Origin of the sequence: Streptomyces sp. NPDC001796, from assembly GCF_042892355.1 — a bacterium.
Classification (GTDB): domain Bacteria; phylum Actinomycetota; class Actinomycetes; order Streptomycetales; family Streptomycetaceae; genus Streptomyces.
Genome location: NZ_JBIAUC010000003.1, coordinates 599,658 through 618,794, shown reverse-complemented (window position 1 = coordinate 618,794; position 19,137 = coordinate 599,658). Strand labels below are relative to the sequence as shown.

At 70.6% G+C, this 19,137-nt stretch carries 17 protein-coding genes; 11 read left to right on the top strand and 6 right to left on the bottom strand.

What is annotated here, in order from left to right:
* The first annotated feature begins 31 nt into the window (after nt 1-31).
* Together ACFYZE_RS09555 and ACFYZE_RS09550 are read left to right on the top strand one after the other, a co-directional pair.
* On the top strand, nt 32-1,090 hold the full coding sequence (locus tag ACFYZE_RS09555; protein ID WP_388990535.1) for a Ku protein: 1,059 nt from the start codon (nt 32-34) through the stop codon (nt 1,088-1,090).
* A 101-nt stretch (nt 1,091-1,191) separates the two neighbouring features.
* Nucleotides 1,192-1,563 carry an ANTAR domain-containing protein gene (locus ACFYZE_RS09550; protein WP_388990533.1) on the top strand — a complete coding sequence of 124 codons (372 nt, stop codon included), beginning with the start codon at nt 1,192-1,194 and terminating at the stop codon, nt 1,561-1,563.
* A gap of 36 nt (nt 1,564-1,599) precedes the next feature.
* Here ACFYZE_RS09550 and ACFYZE_RS09545 read toward each other — a convergent pair whose 3' ends face one another.
* On the bottom strand, nt 1,600-2,163 hold the full coding sequence (locus ACFYZE_RS09545) for a hemerythrin domain-containing protein (protein WP_388990531.1): 564 nt from the start codon (nt 2,161-2,163) through the stop codon (nt 1,600-1,602).
* Between the two features lie 124 nt (nt 2,164-2,287).
* The gene (locus ACFYZE_RS09540) at nt 2,288-3,256 is read right to left on the bottom strand and encodes a LysR family transcriptional regulator (protein WP_388990529.1); all 969 of its coding nucleotides are present in this window, start codon (nt 3,254-3,256) and stop codon (nt 2,288-2,290) included.
* Nucleotides 3,257-3,391: 135 nt separating this feature from the next.
* Here ACFYZE_RS09540 and ACFYZE_RS09535 point away from each other — a divergent pair, with 135 nt between their 5' ends.
* Nucleotides 3,392-4,636 (top strand): MFS transporter, encoded by a 1,245-nt coding sequence (locus ACFYZE_RS09535; RefSeq protein WP_388990527.1) that lies wholly within the window; start codon nt 3,392-3,394, stop codon nt 4,634-4,636.
* A gap of 44 nt (nt 4,637-4,680) precedes the next feature.
* Nucleotides 4,681-4,995 carry a hypothetical protein gene (locus ACFYZE_RS09530; RefSeq protein WP_388990525.1) on the top strand — a complete coding sequence of 105 codons (315 nt, stop codon included), beginning with the start codon at nt 4,681-4,683 and terminating at the stop codon, nt 4,993-4,995.
* Nucleotides 4,996-5,094: 99 nt separating this feature from the next.
* Here ACFYZE_RS09530 and ACFYZE_RS09525 read toward each other — a convergent pair whose 3' ends face one another.
* Nucleotides 5,095-5,682 carry a hemerythrin domain-containing protein gene (locus ACFYZE_RS09525; RefSeq protein ID WP_388990523.1) on the bottom strand — a complete coding sequence of 196 codons (588 nt, stop codon included), beginning with the start codon at nt 5,680-5,682 and terminating at the stop codon, nt 5,095-5,097.
* Between the two features lie 219 nt (nt 5,683-5,901).
* Here ACFYZE_RS09525 and ACFYZE_RS09520 point away from each other — a divergent pair, with 219 nt between their 5' ends.
* Nucleotides 5,902-7,356, top strand: a complete 1,455-nt coding sequence (locus ACFYZE_RS09520; RefSeq protein WP_388990521.1) for a purine-cytosine permease family protein — start codon at nt 5,902-5,904, stop codon at nt 7,354-7,356.
* Nucleotides 7,357-7,375: 19 nt separating this feature from the next.
* Here ACFYZE_RS09520 and ACFYZE_RS09515 read toward each other — a convergent pair whose 3' ends face one another.
* The 3 genes from ACFYZE_RS09515 to ACFYZE_RS09505 form a co-directional block, all read right to left on the bottom strand.
* Nucleotides 7,376-9,499: a SpoIIE family protein phosphatase gene (locus tag ACFYZE_RS09515; protein ID WP_388990520.1), complete on the bottom strand. Its 2,124-nt coding sequence runs from the start codon at nt 9,497-9,499 to the stop codon at nt 7,376-7,378.
* 218 nt (nt 9,500-9,717) lie between these two features.
* Nucleotides 9,718-11,943 carry a catalase/peroxidase HPI gene (katG, locus tag ACFYZE_RS09510; RefSeq protein ID WP_388990518.1) on the bottom strand — a complete coding sequence of 742 codons (2,226 nt, stop codon included), beginning with the start codon at nt 11,941-11,943 and terminating at the stop codon, nt 9,718-9,720.
* Between the two features lie 34 nt (nt 11,944-11,977).
* A complete protein-coding gene (locus ACFYZE_RS09505) occupies nt 11,978-12,415 on the bottom strand; it encodes a Fur family transcriptional regulator (RefSeq protein ID WP_388990516.1) in 438 nt (145 codons plus the stop codon).
* 260 nt (nt 12,416-12,675) lie between these two features.
* Here ACFYZE_RS09505 and ACFYZE_RS09500 point away from each other — a divergent pair, with 260 nt between their 5' ends.
* From ACFYZE_RS09500 to ACFYZE_RS09475, 6 genes are all read left to right on the top strand, one after another.
* Complete coding sequence (locus ACFYZE_RS09500) at nt 12,676-13,593, top strand: SGNH/GDSL hydrolase family protein (RefSeq protein WP_388990597.1); 918 nt, start codon at nt 12,676-12,678, stop codon at nt 13,591-13,593.
* Nucleotides 13,594-13,722: 129 nt separating this feature from the next.
* Nucleotides 13,723-14,931: an acyltransferase family protein gene (locus ACFYZE_RS09495; RefSeq protein ID WP_388990514.1), complete on the top strand. Its 1,209-nt coding sequence runs from the start codon at nt 13,723-13,725 to the stop codon at nt 14,929-14,931.
* 586 nt (nt 14,932-15,517) lie between these two features.
* Nucleotides 15,518-16,375: an ABC transporter substrate-binding protein gene (locus ACFYZE_RS09490; protein ID WP_388990513.1), complete on the top strand. Its 858-nt coding sequence runs from the start codon at nt 15,518-15,520 to the stop codon at nt 16,373-16,375.
* Entirely contained in the window at nt 16,372-17,121 is a 750-nt protein-coding gene (locus ACFYZE_RS09485; RefSeq protein WP_388990511.1) for an amino acid ABC transporter permease, read from the top strand. Before ACFYZE_RS09490 ends, ACFYZE_RS09485 begins: the two co-directional genes overlap by 4 nt.
* A complete protein-coding gene (locus tag ACFYZE_RS09480) occupies nt 17,118-17,888 on the top strand; it encodes an amino acid ABC transporter ATP-binding protein (RefSeq protein ID WP_388990509.1) in 771 nt (256 codons plus the stop codon). The genes ACFYZE_RS09485 and ACFYZE_RS09480 overlap by 4 nt, the downstream gene beginning before the upstream one ends.
* Entirely contained in the window at nt 17,888-19,012 is a 1,125-nt protein-coding gene (locus ACFYZE_RS09475) for a LacI family DNA-binding transcriptional regulator (RefSeq protein WP_388990507.1), read from the top strand. Before ACFYZE_RS09480 ends, ACFYZE_RS09475 begins: the two co-directional genes overlap by 1 nt.
* Nucleotides 19,013-19,137 lie beyond the last annotated feature (125 nt).

The window sequence follows — 19,137 nt, the reverse complement described above, 5'->3', positions numbered from 1 at the left end:
GTGCCCTCGGGGCATGTCACGGAGGTCTGCGATGCCCCGGAGCATCTGGTCGGGAGCGATCAGCTTCGGTCTGGTCACGATTCCGGTCAACGTGGTGCCCGCGACCGAGGATCACAGCGTGCGCTTCCATCAGTACCACTTGGAGGACATGGGCCGGGTGCGGGTGCGCAAGTACTGCGAACTGGAGGACCGTGAGGTCCCGCCCGAGGAGGTCGGCAAGGGCTACGAGCTGTCCAGGGACCGGGTGGTGCCCGTGCTCGACGAGGAGCTGCGTGAGCTGCCGCTGCCCACGGCGAAGGCCATCGAGATCGCCGCGTTCGTGCCGGCCGGTTCGATCGACCCGTTGCGCATCGGCGAGGGCTACTACCTGCAGGCGTCCGGCACGGTCGCCGCGAAGCCGTACGCGCTGCTGCGCAAGGCGCTGGAGCGGACGTCGAAGGTCGCGGTGGCGAAGTTCGCCTGGCACGGCCGGGAGAGGCTCGGGCTGCTGAGGGTGCGGGACGAGGCGATCGTGCTGCACGCGATGCGCTGGCCCGACGAGATCCGCGACCCGGGTGAGCTGGCTCCGCAGCAGGTCCGGCTCTCCGACGACGAGATCACCGAGGCGGAACATCTGATCGACCGCATGACCCGTGAGGACCTCCAGGGACCCGACTTCGTGGACCACTACACCGAAGCGCTCGAGCGGGTGATCGAGGCCCGGCGCGAGGGGCTGGCGCCCCCCGAGATGCCGGAGCCGGAGGCGGGGCCCGGAAAGGTGCTGGACCTGATGACCGCGCTCCAGGCGTCCGTGGCCCAGGCGAAGGCCTCTCGCGGCGAGCAGACGGAGGCCGGGGCCGAGGTCCACGAGCTGCCGAAGAAGAAGGCCGCCGCCGGCAGGGCGGCGAGGAAGGAGCCCGCCGAGAAGGCCGCGGCGAAGAAGACGGCCGGGAAGAAGACCACGAAGAAGACCGCGGCGAAGACCGCCTCGAAGGCCGGGGCGCGAACCGCCGCCCGGAAGGACACCGCGCAGAAGGACACCGCGGCGAAAGGGGCCGAGGCCAAGAAGACGGCGGAGAAGAGGACGGCCCGTCGGCCGCGCAGCGCCTAGGCTCGGGCACGGCCGACGGGAACACCGCGTATCCGGGTCGTCCACGAAGCCGACCTGGGGGAAGCTGGAACTGCGGCTACTCGTTCATCCAGGGGCACACCATGGCGTTCCACGCGATATCCAAGCGGCACCCTCCGCGCCTGCCCGCGCACCTGCTCTCCCCCGCCGACCTGGCGACGGAGAACGAGCGGCTGCACGAGGAGAACGCGCAGCTGCGGCAGGCGGTGACCTCCCACGCCACCATCGACCAGGCCATGGGCGCCGTGGTCGTGCTGGGACGGATCGCGCCGGAGGAGGCATGGCGCGTCCTGCGCGACGTCTCCCAGCACACCAACACCAAGCTGCGGGTCGTGGCCGAGCACATCCTGAGGTTCGCTCAGGGTGACGCCCTGCCCGACCCCGAGCTGAACCAGCTGCGGGAGGCGCTCAGCCGGTACGAGATCCGTTCCCGCACCGACCGGCCCGACCGGTGAACCGCCGACCGGCCCGACCGGTGAACCGCCGGCCGGTCAGTCCTTCTCTCCGCGCCCCGTGAGCGCGTCGCGGATACGGTCCACCAGGCCGGCGCCGGGCGCGAGCAGCTTGTTGGCCGGCGGCTTGTCCGGGGCGGAGGGGTGCGGGCGGGTCGGTGCCGTCTGCTTCGCCCGCCGGACCTTGTCGCCCAGCTCGTCGAGGGCTTCGGCGGAAGCCGTCGCGCCCAGCCTCGGGAAGAGGTTCCCCTCCTCGTCGGCCACATGGGACCGGATCTCGGTCATGAGCATCCCGATGAGCCGGTCGAACTCCGGGTCGTCGGCCTCGTGGCGCTCCAGATCATTCATGATCTGCTCGGCCTTGGCGTGGTCCTCGAGCTCCTTGTCGGCCACCGCGTCCCCGTCGGGCAGGAACTGCCGTACGGCCGGGTAGAGGTAGGCCTCCTCGGCCACCGAGTGACGCACGAGTTCCATGACGGCCTGTTCGGCGTACACCTTGCGGTTCTTGTCACCGGGCGGCAGTGCCTCGATCCGGCCGAAGAGCTCCTCCACTTCCCGATGGTCCGTCATCAGCTCGTTGATGACGTTCCCTCCATGTCCCATGTCCGACGCCTCCTTGTGGATTCGGCTGGATAGGACGACCCCACGAGGGCTCGCCCGGCACACCGGGTGCCCCCGTCGGCGGACGGATAACCGGGGTGTCGTGGCAGGCCCCGGTCCTCTCGGCTCACGATCGGGTCGGCGCCGGGTGACGCGGTGGCCCTGACCGCTTCGCCCAGGCCGGTGTCCAGGTCTCGGTGCCGGAGTGGTCGAACCGCCCGGAGCCGAGGTGGTCGCGGAGCGCGGCGAGCGCCGGGTGCGGGTTGTCGCGATGCCACAGCAGTGAGTGCGGGTAGACCGGTGCCGGGTCGCGCACGGCGATCCGCCGCAGGCCGTGGTCGGCGGGCCAGACCAGGCGTGTCTGCTCGCCGACGAAGGTCGCCAGTGACCGGGAGTCGGCGATGGTGTCCAGCAGGGGCTCGGTGCCGAAGTCGGGGCCGGTGATCTCGATGGTGAGTCCGAACGCGGCGGCGAGGGCATCGTAGTAGGCGGCCCACTCGGTTCCCGGAACGATGCCGGGCATCCAGATCCGGTGCCCGACGAGCTGGGCGGGCGTGACCGCGCGGGCGGCGGCGAGCTTGTGGTCCGGTCCGGTGAGAAGCTGGATGGGCTCGTCCAGGGCCCAGGCGACCTCGATGTCGTCGGGGAGCTTCCGGCCGGGCATGGCAACGGCGCGGAAGGACGCGTCGATCGTGCCGGAACGGATGGCGTCGACGGCCGCGTCGGCATCGAAGAGGGTCACGACATCGAGCTCGACCTCCGGGTGCGCGCGGTGGAAGCCGCGCAGCACGGCGGCGGGGGCCAGCCGTCGGCCGATCACATCGACGCGCAGCGCGCGGCGGCCGGGACGGACCGAGGCGACCGCCCGCTCTTCGGCACGTAGGAGATCGCGGGCGTGGGGCAGGAACGCCTGTCCGTCGATCGTCAGCTTCGCTCCTCGCGCGGTGCGGGTGAACAGCCGTACGCCGAGGATCTTCTCCAGGGTGGCGATGCGTTTGGAGACGGCCTGCTGGGTGATCGACAATTCGGCGGCGGCGTCCTGGAACCGTCCCGCGTCAGCGGCGGCCACGAAGGTGCGCACAGCATCGAGATCCACGTCACCCACCGTATCCGTACAACGAATGGTTGTGCCTTCCTGGTGGATCGGTTGTTTGCTCTCGCCGTCTGCCACTCGCTTTGATTGCCGATGGTCAGCGGCTGGTTGTTCGGGGTGGCGAGGGGTGCGTCGGGTATGGCGGGGAGACGGGCGCTGGGGCGGCGGTTCGGGTGGTTGTGGGCAGCGTATGCGGTCAGCTCGTACGGTTCCGGGTTCGGGTTCGGCGCCTTTTCCCTGATCGCGGTTCTCGTGCTGCACTCCGGGCCGACCCAGGTGGCGGCGCTGTCCGCCGCGGGGCGGGCAGTGGGGGCCGTGGTGGCGGTGCCACTCGGTCCGTGGGTGGAGTTCCGCCGTAAACGGCCGGTCATGGTGGCGATGGACCTGATCCGGTTCGCGACCTTGATGAGCGTCCCGGCCGCGTTCGCGCTCGGCCGGCTCACCTTCGCCCAACTCCTCGTCGTCTCCGTGGTCGTCGCGGCGGCCAACATCGCCTTCAACGCGGCCGGCGGTGCGTATCTGAAGGCGCTGGTGCCGCCGGAGGACCTGCTCGTCGCGAACGGCCGGTTCGAGTCCACGATGTGGAGCGCGACGGTGATCGGACCGCCGCTCGGCGGGGCGGCGATCGGCATGTTCGGCCCGGTGACGACCGTGGTGGCCGATGCGGTCAGCTACCTGCTCTCGGCGCTGGGCATCCGCGCCATCGGCGGGAGGGAGGCGCGCCCCGAGCGGACCGGCGCGCCGCGGCTGCGCGCAGGCGATCTCCTCGAGGGATGGCGCCACATCCTCACCCACGCCGCGCTGCGCCCGCTGTTCCTCAACACGATCGTGGTCAACGGCCTGATCATGGCCTCCGAGCCGCTGCTCGCCGTACTCCTGCTGGGCCGCCTGGGGTTCGCGCCCTGGCAGTACGGTCTGGCGTTCGCGGCCCCTTGCGTCGGTGGTCTCGTCGGTTCACGCCTGGCGCGCCGGCTCGTGGCCCGGTTCGGGCAGCGCAAGGTGATGCTCACCGCGGGGGTGCTGCGTGCGTGCTGGCCTGTCGGACTGGCGTTCGTCCGGCCCGGTGTCCCCGGGATGGTCCTCGTCATCGTCGTGCAACTCGGCCTGGTCACCTGCATCGGCGTGTTCAACCCGGTGCTGGCCACCTACCGGCTCGACCACACGGGCCCCGACCGGGTCGCCCGCACCCTGGCCGCGTGGTCGGTCAGCAGCAGCGCCGCCATCGCAGCCCTGACCGCTCTGTGGGGTCTGCTGGCCACCGTCACCGGCCCCCGCGCCGCGATCGCGGTCGCCGGAATGCTGCTCCTGGCCACCCCGCTGCTGGTCCCGCGCCGCGAGAACGTGCCCGGGAACGCAAGGGAACAGGCTGCCACCCTCACATGACACGGGTGCGTTGTCGGACGACGGGCTCTGGGTACTCGGCGTGCATGAACGACAAGCACCGCAACCACGACAGTGACGAGCGGCGTACGGCCGAGCAGGCCGCCCGCGAGCAGCGCGAGGCAGAGGAGCAGCGCGCCGCTTCGCGTCCGTTCGAGTACCCCTACCCGGAGCGCCGGGCAGGTGTCAGGGCCCGGCGCCGTGTGACGGAAGACGAAGCGGACGCCGACATGGCGCCCGGCGTTCCCGGCGGCTACGGCACCACCGGTGGCGGCCAGCCGGGCGGCACGGGCGCGGCCCATCCGCCCCGGCCTTCCCGGCGGCAGCGCGGGGAGGGCGAGGGCGACCCGCAGGAGCCCTGACGGTACCCACTGACAGGACGACGCCACCGCCGGTGTCCGCCGGCGGTGGCGTCGTCCGTCTGCCGGTGCGCACACCCGTTCAGCGTGCGCCCGCGTGTCTCAGGTGCGGCCCGACGATCCGGTGATCGCGTCCTTCACCCGGTCGACCATGGACGCGAAGGGACCGGTCAGCAGCTGGGCCGCGGGCGATCCCGCAGCGGTGGGGTGCGGATGGGTCGGTGCCACCTTCTCGACCATCTGCAGCCTTGCCCCGAGGCCCTTGAGCTGTTCCTCGTCGCAACCGCGCCGCACCGCGGGGAACTCCTCCTGCTCCTCGTGCTCGGCGTGGTCGATGACGGACTTCTCGAAGGCGGTGAACTTCGCGTCGAACTCGGCGCTGGTGACGTCCATCTTCTCCAGCTCGGCGAGGACCTTGTTGGCTTCCTCTTCCTCGTGGTTGCGGGCGTCGGCCTCGGCGTCCCCGGCCGTCTTCTTCGCGGTGGGACGCAGGATCAGCTCCTCCGCCGTCTCGTGCACCGCCAGCAGCGCCCTCAACTCGTCGAACGTCTGCTTCTTCTGCTCGCCCTGCACGCTCTTCACCTCGTCGAACAGGTCTCGGATACGTGCGTGCTGCTCCAGCAGGACGCGGACCACGTCGCCTTCCGGAAGCCTCGCCGCCTCCTTGCGTTCCATCGTCGCATTGCTCACGGCACTGCCCTCCTCTGAGCGTCGTTCACTGGGCGGGTAACCCCATCCCACTAGGGCAAACAGAACAAACAGGGCACAGATCGCACGGGGACCTGCCGCTCATGCCCTCATCGCGCCGCCCCGTGAGGCGGAAGCGCGGGCGTTGTGACGCACCTCTTGACCAGCCGCGATCAGGGGAAGATCGTGTGACCGGGGGCGGACCGGCACGCAGGAGGCGCCGTGACAAGCACATCAGCAGAGCCGCGGATGCCGGGCCTGGAGATCCGCTCCATCGACTACGTCCCCCTCGACGAACGCCACGGCAAGCTGTGGCACCTCGGGCCGCTGTGGTTCATGTCGAACGCGCAGATCGCCACGCTGGCGGTGGGCCTGATCAGCATCACCGAGGGCGGCAACCTCATCTGGTCGCTGATCGCGATCGTGGCGGGGACCGTCGTCGGCACCTTCTTCATGGCCTTCCACTCGGCCCAGGGCCCGCAGCTGGGGCTCCCCCAGATGATCCAGTCGCGGCCGCAGTTCGGCTATGTCGGGGCCCTTCTGGTGTGGCTCTTCGCCTACCTGCAGTACGCCGGGTTCAACGTCTTCAACACCATCCTCGCCGGGGACGCCCTGCACACCACGCTGCACGGAGGCGTCGACCTGTGGGTGGTCGTGGTCACCGTCGTCGCCTTCCTCGTCGCGTTGGTGGGCTACGACGTCATCCACCGGGCCGAGCAGGTGCTGACGTACACCTTCCTGGTCGTCTTCGGGATCTTCACGGTGGGAATCCTGTTCACCCTGCACTACCCGCCGGGCTCCTTCGACCTCGGCGCCTTCCGGTGGACGCCGTTCCTCGCCCAGTTCGGCGTGGTGGCCGGCTATCAGATCAGCTGGGCCATCTACGTCTCGGACTACTCGCGCTACCTTCCGCCGGACGTGACGGTCCGCAAGACCTTCTACTGGACCTACTTCGGATCGGCGCTCGGCGGCATCTGGCTGATGGTGCTCGGGACCCTGCTCGCCGCCTGGGCGGGCAAGGACTTCGACACCATCCGCTCGATCGAGGCCGCCGGCGACAAGGTGTTCAGCGGATTCGGCGCGATCGTGTTGCTGTTCGCCGCGCTGGGGCTGGTGTCGGTCACCGCGCTGAACATGTACGGCGGGTCACTGACGCTGATCAGCGCCATCGACTCCTTCAGGAGGGTGCGCCCGACGCTCGCCGTACGGCTCATGACCATCGGACTGACCGCGGTGCTCTCCCTCATCGGCGCACTGTCCGCGACGTCCGACTTCCTCCAGAACTTCAACAACTTCCTGTTGCTGGTGCTCTACCTGTTCATCCCGTGGACCGCGGTCAACCTCATGGACTACTACGTCGTGCGCCGCGGTCACTACGCCATCGCCGAGATCTTCAATCCGCGCGGGGTCTACGGGCGCTGGGGGTGGCACGGCATCATCGCGTACCTGGTCGGGTTCGCCGCCATGGTGCCCTTCTTCTCCGTCGCGAACCTCTACGTCGGGCCCGCCGCCGAGGCACTCGGCGGAGCCGACATCTCCTTGTTCATCGGACTGCCGGTCGCCGCGCTGCTGTACTGGCTGCTGACCCGGTCCATCGATGTGGAGGCCGAGAAGCGACTGGCCGAGGCGGAGGCCGCGGAACTGGAACGAGCGGCACACGAGCACCGCGAACCCTAACGCCCGTCCACGGATCAGCTCATACGGCGGTCACGACCAGCGCGGCCTGGTCGTCCAGCGAGGTGTCGTGCGTGAAGGCGGCCACGGCCGTGGTGACGGACTCCAGCAGGGCGGTGGCTGTGGGCGGAACCGTGGTCAGCGTGTCGGCCAGCCGTTCCTCACCGAACAGCTCGCCCTCCGGGGACCGCGCTTCGGTGATGCCGTCCGTGACGAGGACCAGGCCGTCGCCCGGGTGCAGGTCGACGCGCGCGGGTGATCCCACACCGCCCAGGCCGAGGCCCAGCAGCAGGCCGGGCGGCACGAGCCGCTCGACGGTGCCGCCTGCGCGGCGCACGAGCGGCGGCACATGGCCGGCGCGCATGAGGGTCACCGCCTGTCCGGTGGCGGTGTGCCGCAGCTCGCCGTAGACGAGCGACACGAACAAGTCCTGGCCCTCGGTGTGCTCGGCCAGAGCGTCGTTGATCGCGGCGACCACGGACACGGGGTCGCGCAGCAGACGGGCGACCGCACGTGCCGTGTGCCGGACCATACCGGTCGTGGTGGCGGCCACCGCTCCGTGACCGCACACGTCGCCGATCATGACGGCCCACCGGTCGCCGGGCAGCGGGAAGACGTCGTAGAAGTCGCCGCCGACGTCGAGACCCTCGCCGGCCGGATGGTACGAGGCCGCCAGGGCCGCGCCCGGCACGTGCGGCAGCTTCGGGGGCAGCAGCCCGGCCTGGAGCTCATGCGCGAGCCGCACCCGGTGCGTGAACTGGCGGGCGTTGTCCGCACTCATGGCCGCCCGGCCGGCGAGTTCTTCGGCCAGCGCGACGACGTGGCCGTCCCAGTCCCGGTCGACGGCCAGCAGCGCCAGGGCACCGAACGTGGATCCGCGAGCCGTGAGCGGTACGCACAGGTAACCGGCGCCGCGTCCGCCGGGCACTGTGCCGGGGCGGAGGAGGAGGGACCCGGTCTCCGTCGTGCCGGAGGCCAGGACGCGGGCGACCGCGCGGTCCACCACCTCGCACCACTCAGGTGCCACGAGCAGCTTCTCGTCCGCCCGGGGCGCGGCCGCGGAGGCGATCCGGCTGCGGTGGCCGCCGTCGGCCACGTAGACGGCGCACAGCTGCGCCAGTCCCGGGACCGTCAGCTGGGCCAGACGCCGCAGACTGTTCGCGTAGTGCTGTTCGCGCGCGATGGCGGTGCTCGCCTCCAGGACGAAGGCCAGGTCTTCGCGGGCCGAGCTCTCACGCTGCCGCGCGGCTCGGCCCGCCGCCACGGCCTGGTGCCGCTCGATGGCCAGGGCCGCGATGCGCGTGAAGGCGGCGCCGAGGGCCAGGTCCTTCAGTTCCGGGATCTTCGGCGTCCGGTGGTACATGGCGAAAGTGCCCAGCAACTGGCCGTCCGTGCTCAGGATCGGGGTGGACCAGCAGGCCCCGACCCCGGCCCGCTTCGCCAGCTCGCGGTACTCCGCCCACAGCGGATCGGTGGCGATGTCGGTACAGACGACCGGGGCGCGCCGGTACGCGGTGGTGCCGCAGGATCCCTGGCCCTCGCCGATCGGGACGCCGTCGATCGCCTCGTTGTAGAAGTCGGGCAGGCTCGGGCCGGTGCCGTGCCGCAGCCGCCGGCCGTCGGCGTCGACGAGCAGCACCGAGACGAGCAAGCCCGGGGAGAAGTCCTCGATCGTCCTGGCCATGCCGGTGAGAATCTCCTGCAGCGGGGCCTCGCGCGCGATCTGCTCCAGCAGGGCGCGCTGCTCCGCCGCCAGCAGCTGTGTGTCACGGTAGGCGGTGGTGTCCATGGCGATCACCACGACCCCGTCGACCCTGCCCACGGCGTCCCGCCGGGGCTCATAGGTGAGGTCGAAGATCCTCTCCTGTTCCGCCCCCGGCTCGCCGAGAACCAGCCGTTTGTCCCGGGTGCGGTGGGGAACGCCGGTGCGGTACACCTCTCGGATGCGGTTGATCACGCCTTGCAGAGCCGCACCGGGTATCAGCTCGACGATCGGTACGCCGGTCCGCCTCCGGCCGCCGCAGACGATGTCGAAGAACGCCGAGTTCGCGGTCTCCACGATGTGCCCGGGACCGCTCAGAGAGGCGAAGATCACCGGGGCCGGTCCGAACAGGTCCGCGTCCGGCGGCCACTGGGGGGAGAGCATGGTCGCACCGGGCGGTCCTGGGACATCGGGCCTTATGGACATGACCGGGTCCCCTTTCCGCCGTCCGCTTCCAGACAATTTATACGTCTTTTTAGCGGAATTTCATGCTTGGGCGGATTTTGGCTGTCATTCGGAGAGGGGCGGGCTATGCGGCGTCCACAAACGGGCGACGCCCGGGCCGGCCGTGCGGGCCTGCCCGGGCGTCGTGATCGGGACGATCAGACGAGGTCGAACCGGTCGAGGTGCATCACCTTGTCCCACGCCGCGACGAAGTCCTTGACGAACTTCTCCTTCGCGTCGTCGCTGGCGTAGACCTCCGCGAGCGCGCGCAGCTCGGAGTTGGAGCCGAAGACGAGGTCGGCCCGGCTGCCGGCCCACTTCAGCTCGCCGGTGGCGGCGTCGCGGCCCTCGAACGTGGTCTGGTCCTCGGAGGTCGCCTTCCACGTCGTGCCCAGGTCGAGCAGGTTGACGAAGAAGTCGTTGGTGAGGACGCCGGGCGTCTTGGTGAAGACACCGAGCTGCGAACCCTGGTGGTTGGCGCCGAGGACACGCAGACCGCCGACCAGGACGGTCATCTCGGGGGCGCTCAGGGTGAGCAGGTTCGCCTTGTCGAGCAGCAGGTACTCGCCCGGCAGGCGGTTGCCCTTGCCCAGGTAGTTGCGGAAGCCGTCCGCCGTCGGCTCCAGCGCCTCGAAGGACTCGACGTCGGTGTGCTCCTCGCCGGCGTCCACGCGGCCCGGGGTGAAGGGCACCTCGACCTCGAAGCCGGCTTCCTTGGCGGCCCTCTCCACGGCGGCGGCGCCGCCGAGGACGATGAGGTCGGCCAGGGAGACCTTCTTGGCGCCGGAAGAGGCGTTGAACTCCTGCTGGACGCCCTCGAGGACGCGCAGCACCTGGGCGAGCTGGTCGGGGTCGTTGACCTCCCAGCCGCGCTGCGGGGCGAGGCGGATGCGGGCGCCGTTGGCGCCGCCGCGCTTGTCGCTGCCGCGGAAGGTGGAGGCTGACGCCCAGGCGGTGGTGACCAGCTGGGACACGGTGAGGCCCGAGTCGAGCAGCTTGGTCTTCAGCGCCGCGATGTCCCCGTCGTCGATCAGCTCGCCCTCGCGCTCAGGCAGCGGGTCCTGCCACAGCAGGGTCTCCTCCGGGACCTCCGGGCCGAGGTACAGCGACTTCGGGCCCATGTCGCGGTGGGTGAGCTTGTACCAGGCGCGGGCGAAGGCGTCGGCGAATTCCTCCGGGTTCTCGTAGAACCGGCGGGAGATCGGCTCGTAGATCGGGTCGAAGCGCAGCGACAGGTCGGTGGTGAGCATCCGCGGGCGGTGCCGCTTCGCCGGGTCGTGCGCGTCCGGGATGATCTCCGGGGCGTCCTTGGCCACCCACTGGTGGGCGCCGGCCGGGCTCTGCTCGAGCTCGTACTCGTACTCGAAGAGGTTCTTGAAGAAGCCGTTGCTCCACTGGGTCGGCGTGGCGGTCCAGGTGACCTCCAGGCCGGACGTGATGGCGTCCGCGCCCTTGCCGGTGCCGTAGGTGCTCCTCCAGCCGAGGCCCTGCTCCTCCATGGAGGCGGCCTCCGGGTCGGCGCCGACGTGGTCCGCGGGGCCCGCGCCGTGGGTCTTGCCGAAGGTGTGGCCGCCGGCGATCAGCGCGACGGTCTCCTCGTCGTTCATCGCCATGCGGCGGAACGTCTCACGGATGTCGCGGGCCGCGGCGATCGGGTCCGGGTTGCCGTTGGGGCCCTCCGGGTTGACGTAGATCAGGCCCATCTGGACCGCGCCGAGCGGGTTCTCCAGCTCGCGGTCACCGGTGTAGCGCCGGTCGTCGAGCCAGGTGGTCTCGGGACCCCAGTAGACGTCCTCCTCCGGCTCCCAGACGTCCTCGCGGCCGCCACCGAAGCCGAAGGGCTTGAATCCCATCTGCTCCAGCGCGACGTTGCCGGTGAGGATCATGAGGTCGGCCCAGGAGATGCTCTGGCCGTACTTCTTCTTGACCGGCCACAGCAGACGGCGGGCCTTGTCGAGGTTGCCGTTGTCCGGCCAGCTGTTCAACGGGGCGAAGCGCTGCTGGCCGGCGCCGGCGCCGCCGCGGCCGTCGCTGATGCGGTAGGTGCCCGCGCTGTGCCAGGCCATACGGATCATCAGCGGGCCGTAGTTGCCGAAGTCGGCGGGCCACCAGCCCTGCGAAGTGGTCAGCACCTCGGCGATGTCCCGCTTCACCGCCTGAAGGTCTAGGGACTTGAACGCCTCCGCATAGTCGAACTCCTCACCGAGGGGATTGGCCACGGCGGGGTTCTTGGCGAGGATCTTCAGATTGAGCCGCTCCGGCCACCACTGGCGGTTGCCGCCGCCCTGCGTCGGGTGCAGGGCGCGCCCGTGCGCGACGGGGCAGCCGCCGCCTCCACCCTCCGTCTTCGGGTCTGTGACGACTGCGTCGTGGTTCTCGGTCATGGCAATCCTTCCGGATGAGAGCGGATCACGGTGCTCAGGAACTGCGGGCGGTGGAACATGCGGAGCACAGGCCCCAGTAGACGACCTCGGCCTCGTCGATCGAGAAGCCGTGGTCGTCGGACGCGGTCAGGCAGGGCGCCTCGCCGACCGCGCAGTCGACGTCGGCGACGGCGCCGCACGACCGGCACACGACGTGGTGGTGGTTGTCGCCGACGCGTCCCTCGAACCGGGCGGGGCTGCCGGCCGGCTCGATACGGCGTATGAGCCCCGCCGCGGTGAGCGCGTGGAGGGCCTCGTACACGGCTTGAAGCGAGATGTGTCCTACGCGGTCGCGCACTCCGGAGGCGATCGCCTCGACGCCGAGGTGGTCGCCTTCCCGGACGGTCTCCAGCAGCGCGACGCGGGCCGCCGTCACCCGCAGGCCGGCACCGCGCAGCTCCTCGGCGGTGGTCGGAATCCGGGATGCGGTCATGGCGTCGAACCTACCCCCACAAACACGAACTGTTCAAGAAAACGAGCAGACCAAGTTTGGCGCGTCGCGACGGAGGCCGCAGACCGGAGCCTGATTGAAGCGGCCATGCCACGAAATGCTCGCCTCCCACCACTGGCCCCGGTGATGCGGCGACCGGTATACAGGCCCCGGCGAACGTGCGCCGGCCGCCGCCCGACGCGGGCTCCGCGCGCCGTTCCGGCCTCAGGGGGAGGACTTACATGGCGCACGCCGGGCTTTCCATGGCGCACAGCACGCATCCGGGCGCAGCGGCGAGACGCCGCCGATGGCCGCTCGCCGTGGGGGCGGCCATCGGCGGTTGCGCCCTCTTCGCCACCTCGACGGCGCCTGCCGCGGCGCACGGCGCGGCACCCGGCCGCCACACGCGCTACGTGTCACTCGGGGACTCCTACACCTCCGGCCCCGTCATCCCCCGGCAGGTGGACGCCGCCTGCGCCCGCTCCGACCACAACTACCCCTCGCTCGTGGCGGCGGAGCGGCAGGTGGCCGCGTTCAAGGACGTGAGTTGCGGCGGAGCGAGGACCGACGACATGTGGAAGGCGCAGGGCACCAACGCGCCCCAGCTCGACGCGGTGCGGCGCGACACCGATCTGGTGACGGTTCAGATCGGCGGCAACGACATCGGTTTCGGCTCCATCATCGCCGTCTGCGCGCACCTGAGCTCCCAGGACCCGACGGGAGATCCGTGCCGGCGCTCCTACTCCTCATCGGGGATCGACCGGTTGACGCTCGCCATCGCGGAGACGGCGCCGAAGGTGGACCGTGTCCTGCGGGCCGTGCACGCCAGGGCTCCACACGCCCGGGTGCTCGTCGTCGGCTACCCGGACCTCCTGCCCGACGACGGCGGCGGCTGCTACCCCTCGGTCCCGTTCGCGTCCAAGGACTTCCCCTATCTGCGGGACACCGAGAAGCGACTGAATCTGATGCTCCGCCTGGTGGCGGAGTGGAACCGGGCGGACTACGTCGACACCTACGGTCCCACGCGCGGCCACGACATGTGCAAGGCCCCGGCGGACCGCTGGATCGAGCCGTTGCAGCCGGCCTCGCCCGCGGCCCCCGCGCACCCCAACGCCCTGGGCGAGGAAGCCATGGCGCGGGCCGTCCTGGAACGCTTGAGCGAGGGACGCGGACGCCACTGAGCCGGGCGACACCCGCAGCCCCGCCCCTGTGGCGGATCCGGACACGCGGCCAGGGGAGATCGTCCGTGCCGGTGTGACGTTCCCAACTGCCCCCGAATGAAACGTCGCGAACGGGCAACGGTCCCCCTCATGCCCGTTCGCACACCCCCGGTAGATGACACGACGACGGCGCCCGCCGCCACCACCGAGCCCGCCACAAGAGTCCCTCCATCCGCTCCGGCGCCCTCGCTGCCGTCCCTCACCGGACTGCGCTGGATGGCCGCACTCCTGGTCTTCGGACTGCACGTGGGCAACTTCGGCTATTTCGGAGGCACCGGCGGCCACATCATGACCTGGGCGTTCCAAGCCGGTAGCACGGGGGTGTCGTTCTTCTTCATCCTGTCCGGGTTCGTTCTGATGTGGACCGCGCGGCCGAACGACCGCGCGGTCTCCTTCTGGCGGCGGCGCATCGCCCGTGTATTCCCCGTTCACCTGGTCACCGCCGGGATCGCGCTGATCATGGTCTACACGCCCCCCCATCTGGCGAAGCCGACGGCGGCCCAGGGAGTGGCCAACGTGCTGCTGGTGCACTCCTGGCGGCAGTCCTGGTGGCAGACGCTCAACCCGGTCAGCTGGTCGCTGGCCTGCGAGGCCTTCTTCTACGCCGCCTTCCCGCTGATGATGGTCGTCCTGCGCCGTACGGGACCCCGGGCGTCGGCGGCGCTGGCCGGGGCATCCGTGCTGGCGGTCCTGGTCCTCGCCCGGGCGGACATCCACGACTGGGTGAGCCAGTCGCTCTACTCCCTCCCCGCCGCCCGCCTGCCCGAGTTCGTCCTCGGCGCCGCCACCGCCCGGCTGGTGCGGCTCGAACGGTGGCGCGGTCCCGGCCTGGAAGCCTCACTCGCCCTGGCGATCATCGGCTACTTCCTCGTGCCGCAGATCACCGAAGGGGGTTACCCGGCCACCGCCTGCACCCTCATCGGCTTCGCGCTGCTCATCCCGGCGGCGGCCGTCGCCGACCTGCGCGGCCTGCCCTCGCTGTGGCGGCACCGGCGACTGGTGCGCCTGGGGGAACTCTCGTTCGCGTTCTACATGATCCACCTTCTGGTGCTGCGGGCCGGCACCAGCCTGCTCGGCAACACGCCCCACTTCGGCCTGCCGACGGCCGTGGCCGCCACCGCCGTCGCGTTCGGCCTGTCCCTCGGCCTGTCCTGGGTGCTGTACGAGGCGGTGGAACGCCCCGCACGACGGCTGCTGCTCCGCGGTCTCCGGTCCTCCCGTACACAGCCCGCCCCGAAGGCCGCCAGGCCGGAGCCCGTCGCGCCCGTCCGCGAGGCTCCGGCCGCGGCACCCGACTGACGGGGGGTGCCCGCACGGGCGGGCGCGGCGGCGCCCCCATCGGGGTGACGCCACGCCCGCCCGCATCGGACTCACTCGCCGCTCCCGGGCCACCACGTCACACCGCGCCGGCACCCCCGCGGGGCCGGAGACGGACACTCGGGACGAATGGGCGCGGATGCGAGCCCTCCGCCGGACCCATGCATGAGTGCGGCACCCAGAGGATCGGGCGCCGCTTCCGGCAAGGTCAAGACATCGGCGGCACGTCGGGGCGGCAGCCCACACGGCGACAACTTCCGTCCCCCGCGGGTATTGACCGCCCATGACGCGCATGAGAACGTTCTCTCACCCAATCGGGAGAACGTTCTCCCGCTCACTCTGAGAGAACGTTCTCAGCAAGCACGGGAACACGCTCTCGCGCCCCTCGCGTGCCGTCCGCGGTCGCGGAGGGGCATCCGGCTCCGCAGTCGTCGACCGCCCGGCCACCGCCGTTCGGCCCCGTCGATCAGGCCGTCACCACCCGCACCAATCGACCGGAATCCCGTGCGCCCGGGCACGGATCCGGTGCTCAGCGCACGCATGACGTTCCAGCACGCATGGAGGAGACATGGGGAAGTTCCGCTCGGCCAGAGGGGTGGCCGCCGCGGCGGCCGTGCTGGCCCTCGCCGCGACCGGCTGCGGTTCCGGTTCCGCCGCGGACGGGAGCTCTTCGGCCGCGAACGCGTCCGGCGTTGCCCAGGCCGGCACGCTGAAGGTCGGCACGTCGAACGACACCAAGCCGTACACCTACGAGGACGACGGCAAGCTGACCGGCTTCGACGTCGACCTGATCTCGGCAGCGGCACAGAAGCTGAAGCTGAAGCCGGAGTTCGTGTCGCTGGACTTCGCGGGACTGCTGCCGGCGGTCAACAACCGGCAGTTCGACGTGGCCGCCGCGGCCGTGGGCATCACCACCGACCGAGTGAGGATGGTCGACTTCTCCGACGGCTATCTCGCGGGTTACTTCGGCCTGTTGACGGCCGCCAAGAGCGGCATCACGTCCAAGGTCTCCAGCGTCGAGGGGAAGAAGATCGCGGTCCTCCAGGGCTCCATCACCGACGTCAACTCCGCCACACTGATCCCCGGCGCCCAGATCGTCCGCTTCCCCGACAACAACACCGCCGCCCTGGCCTTGAAGAACGGCCGCGTCGACGGGTTCTTCAACGACTACGGCCCCAACCGCGCCATCGCCGGCAAGTACCCGGCCCTGCATCTGAGCCAGCCCCTCACCGTCCCCGCAACCGACTTCCCCGCCGGCTGGGCGGTCCGCAAGGGCAACACCGCGCTGCGGAGCAAGCTCGACACCGCGCTGAAGGAAGTCGTCGCCGACGGCACCTGGCTGAAGCTCTACAAGAAGTACTTCCCCGAGGACCCGGTGCCGAGCAGCAGCCAGCTGCCTCCCTACAAGGCGAAGGCACTGAAGTGAACGACCTCATCGGCAACTTCTTCGACTGGCACCTGATCGGGCGGGTACTTCCGGACCTGCTCACCTACGGTCTGCGCAACACCCTGCTGCTGTCGGTGCTCTCCGCACTCCTCGGCAGCGTCATCGGCATGGTGCTCGCGGTCATGGCCCTGTCGTCCCGCTCCTGGCTGCGGTTCCCCGCCCGCGTCTACACCGACGTCTTCCGCGGTATGCCCGCCGCGCTCACCATCCTGGTGATCGGCGAGGGCGTGTTCGCGGCCAGGATCAGCTGGCTCGCCTCGCCGTACCCGGCGGCCATCCTGGCGCTGAGCCTGATGTCCGGGGCGTACATCGGGGAGATCTTCCGCTCGGGCATCCAGAGCGTCGACAAGGGACAGGGCGAGGCGTGCCGGGCCCTCGGCCTCACCCACGGCCAGGCGCTGCGGCTGGTGGTGGTGCCGCAGGGTGTGCGGCGGGTGCTGCCGGCGATGGTGAACCAGTTCATCGGCATCATCAAGGACTCCAGCCTGGTGTACTTCCTGGGGCTGATCACCACCCAGCGCGAGCTGTTCCGTATCGGCGAGGACGAGTCGGTGACCTCGGGCAACCTGTCACCGCTGCTGGCCACCGGCCTGTGCTACCTGCTGCTGACGGTGCCCCTCACCCACCTCGTCAACCACATCGACCGGCGACTGCGCGAGGGGACCCGTCCGGCCGCGGCGCCCGAGGAGCCCTCGCTCGTCGACCCGAAGGAGGTGCTGGCGTGAGGACGCCGGACCTGACCGTCTCCCCGACCGAGCAGCGGTACACGGGAGCGTCCCTTCAGGCGCGCGACATCCGGATGCGGTTCGGGCCCGTCGAGGTGCTGCGCGGTGCGGACCTGACGGCGCCGGCCGGTGAGGTGGTGTGCGTGATCGGTCCCTCCGGCTCGGGCAAGTCGCCCCTGCTGCGCTGTCTGAACGGCCTGGAGACCCGCACGTCGGGCGAGGTGCTGCTGGACGGCGAGGACACCACGGCGATGGACCCCAACGTGCTGCGGCAGCGCATCGGCATGGTGTTCCAGCAGTTCAACCTGTTCCCGCACAAGACAGCCCTGCAGAACATCACGCTGGCACTGCGCACCGTGAAGAAGCTGTCGAAGGAGGAGGCCGCCGGGATCGCGCTGCGGCGTCTGCGCGACGTAGGGCTCGGCGACCGTGGCGGGCACCGGCCGGGCCAGCTGTCCGGAGGGCAGCAGCAGCGGGTCGCCATCGCACGGGCTCTGGCCATGGAGCCGCAGGTGATGCTGTTCGACGAGGCCACCAGCGCGCTGGACCCCGAACTGGTCAAGGGAATCCTGGAGTTGATGGCCGAGCTGGCCGACGCGGGCATGACCATGGTGGTCGTGACCCACGAGATGGGCTTCGCCCGGCAGGTCGCCGATACAGTGGTGTTCATGGATGCGGGAGTCGTCGTGGAGTCCGGGCCGCCGGAGCAGATCTTCGACGCGCCGCGGTCCGCGCGGCTGAAGAAGTTCCTCTCGCAGGTGCTGTGATGGCGGGGAACGGTACGGGAGCGCACGGCGGACGCAGGCGTCCGACGGTGGCCGACGTGGCCCGCGAGGCCGGCGTGTCGGTGGCCACCGCGGGCCGCGCCCTCGGCGACTACGGCCGCGTCGGTGACGCCCTGCGCGACCAGGTGCGGGCCGCCGCCGCCAGACTCGGCTACTCCCCCAACGGCGTCGCCCGCAGCATGCGCTCCGGCGGCACCCGCACCATCGGCTTCATCGGGGTCGACATCTCGAACCCCTACTTCGCGACCGCGATGCGCGGCATCTGCGACGTGGCCCGTGAGGAGGGCTACGAGGCGATCCTGGCCAACAGCGACGACCGTATGGACGCCGAGCGGGCCGCGGTGAAGGTCTTCCTGGAGAAGCAGATCGAGGGCCTCGTCGTCGCGCCGAACGCCGTGATCGACGTCGCCCACCTGCGGCGTGCCCAGGACCTCGGGGTGCCGGTGGTCCTGCTCGACCGCCACAGCAGCGCCCTGGACGCCGACAGCGTCGTCATCGACAACGAGGGCGCCGCGAAGGAGGCGGTCGAGCATCTGCTGGAGCTGGGCCACCGGCGGATCGGGATGCTCCTGTACGTGGATCCCGACGAAAGCCCCGAACTGGTCACGTCGGACAGCGGCCGGATGACCGTACGGGGTGCGGCACGCCCCTCGATCGACCGTATTCGCGGCTACCTGGCCGCTCTGGACGCGTACGGCGCGGAGTCGTCCCGGGAGCTGATCCGCTGCTCGGTGATCGGGGACGCCGCCGAGTTCGAGAAGGAGGCCCACGCACTGCTGTCGCTTCCCGAGCCTCCGACCGCCGTCTTCGCCGCCGACAACGTCGCCACGCAGGGGCTGTTCACGGCCGTCCGGCAGCGCGGCCTCGCACTCCCGGGCGACATCTCGCTCGTGGGCTTCGACGACCTGGACTGGACGACTCTGGTCGATCCGCCGCTGACCGTGGTGGGCCAGTCGCCGATGGACATGGGCCGCACCGCGGCCGAGCGGCTCTTCGCCCGCATCAAGGGCGACGACGGCCCCGGCGAACGGATCGTCCTGCCCACCCGGCTGCTCGTCCGCTCCAGCGCCGCACAGCCGCGGCGCGGCGGCGCCCGCGCCGACTGACACAGGGCCTCACCCCCGAGACCCTCACCCTCGTCCTCACTCCGCGCAGCGCGATCACGACGCGGCGCACGCACACAACACGCTCATGCGAGCGCATCCCTCACGGCGCCCGCGGAAAGGCACGT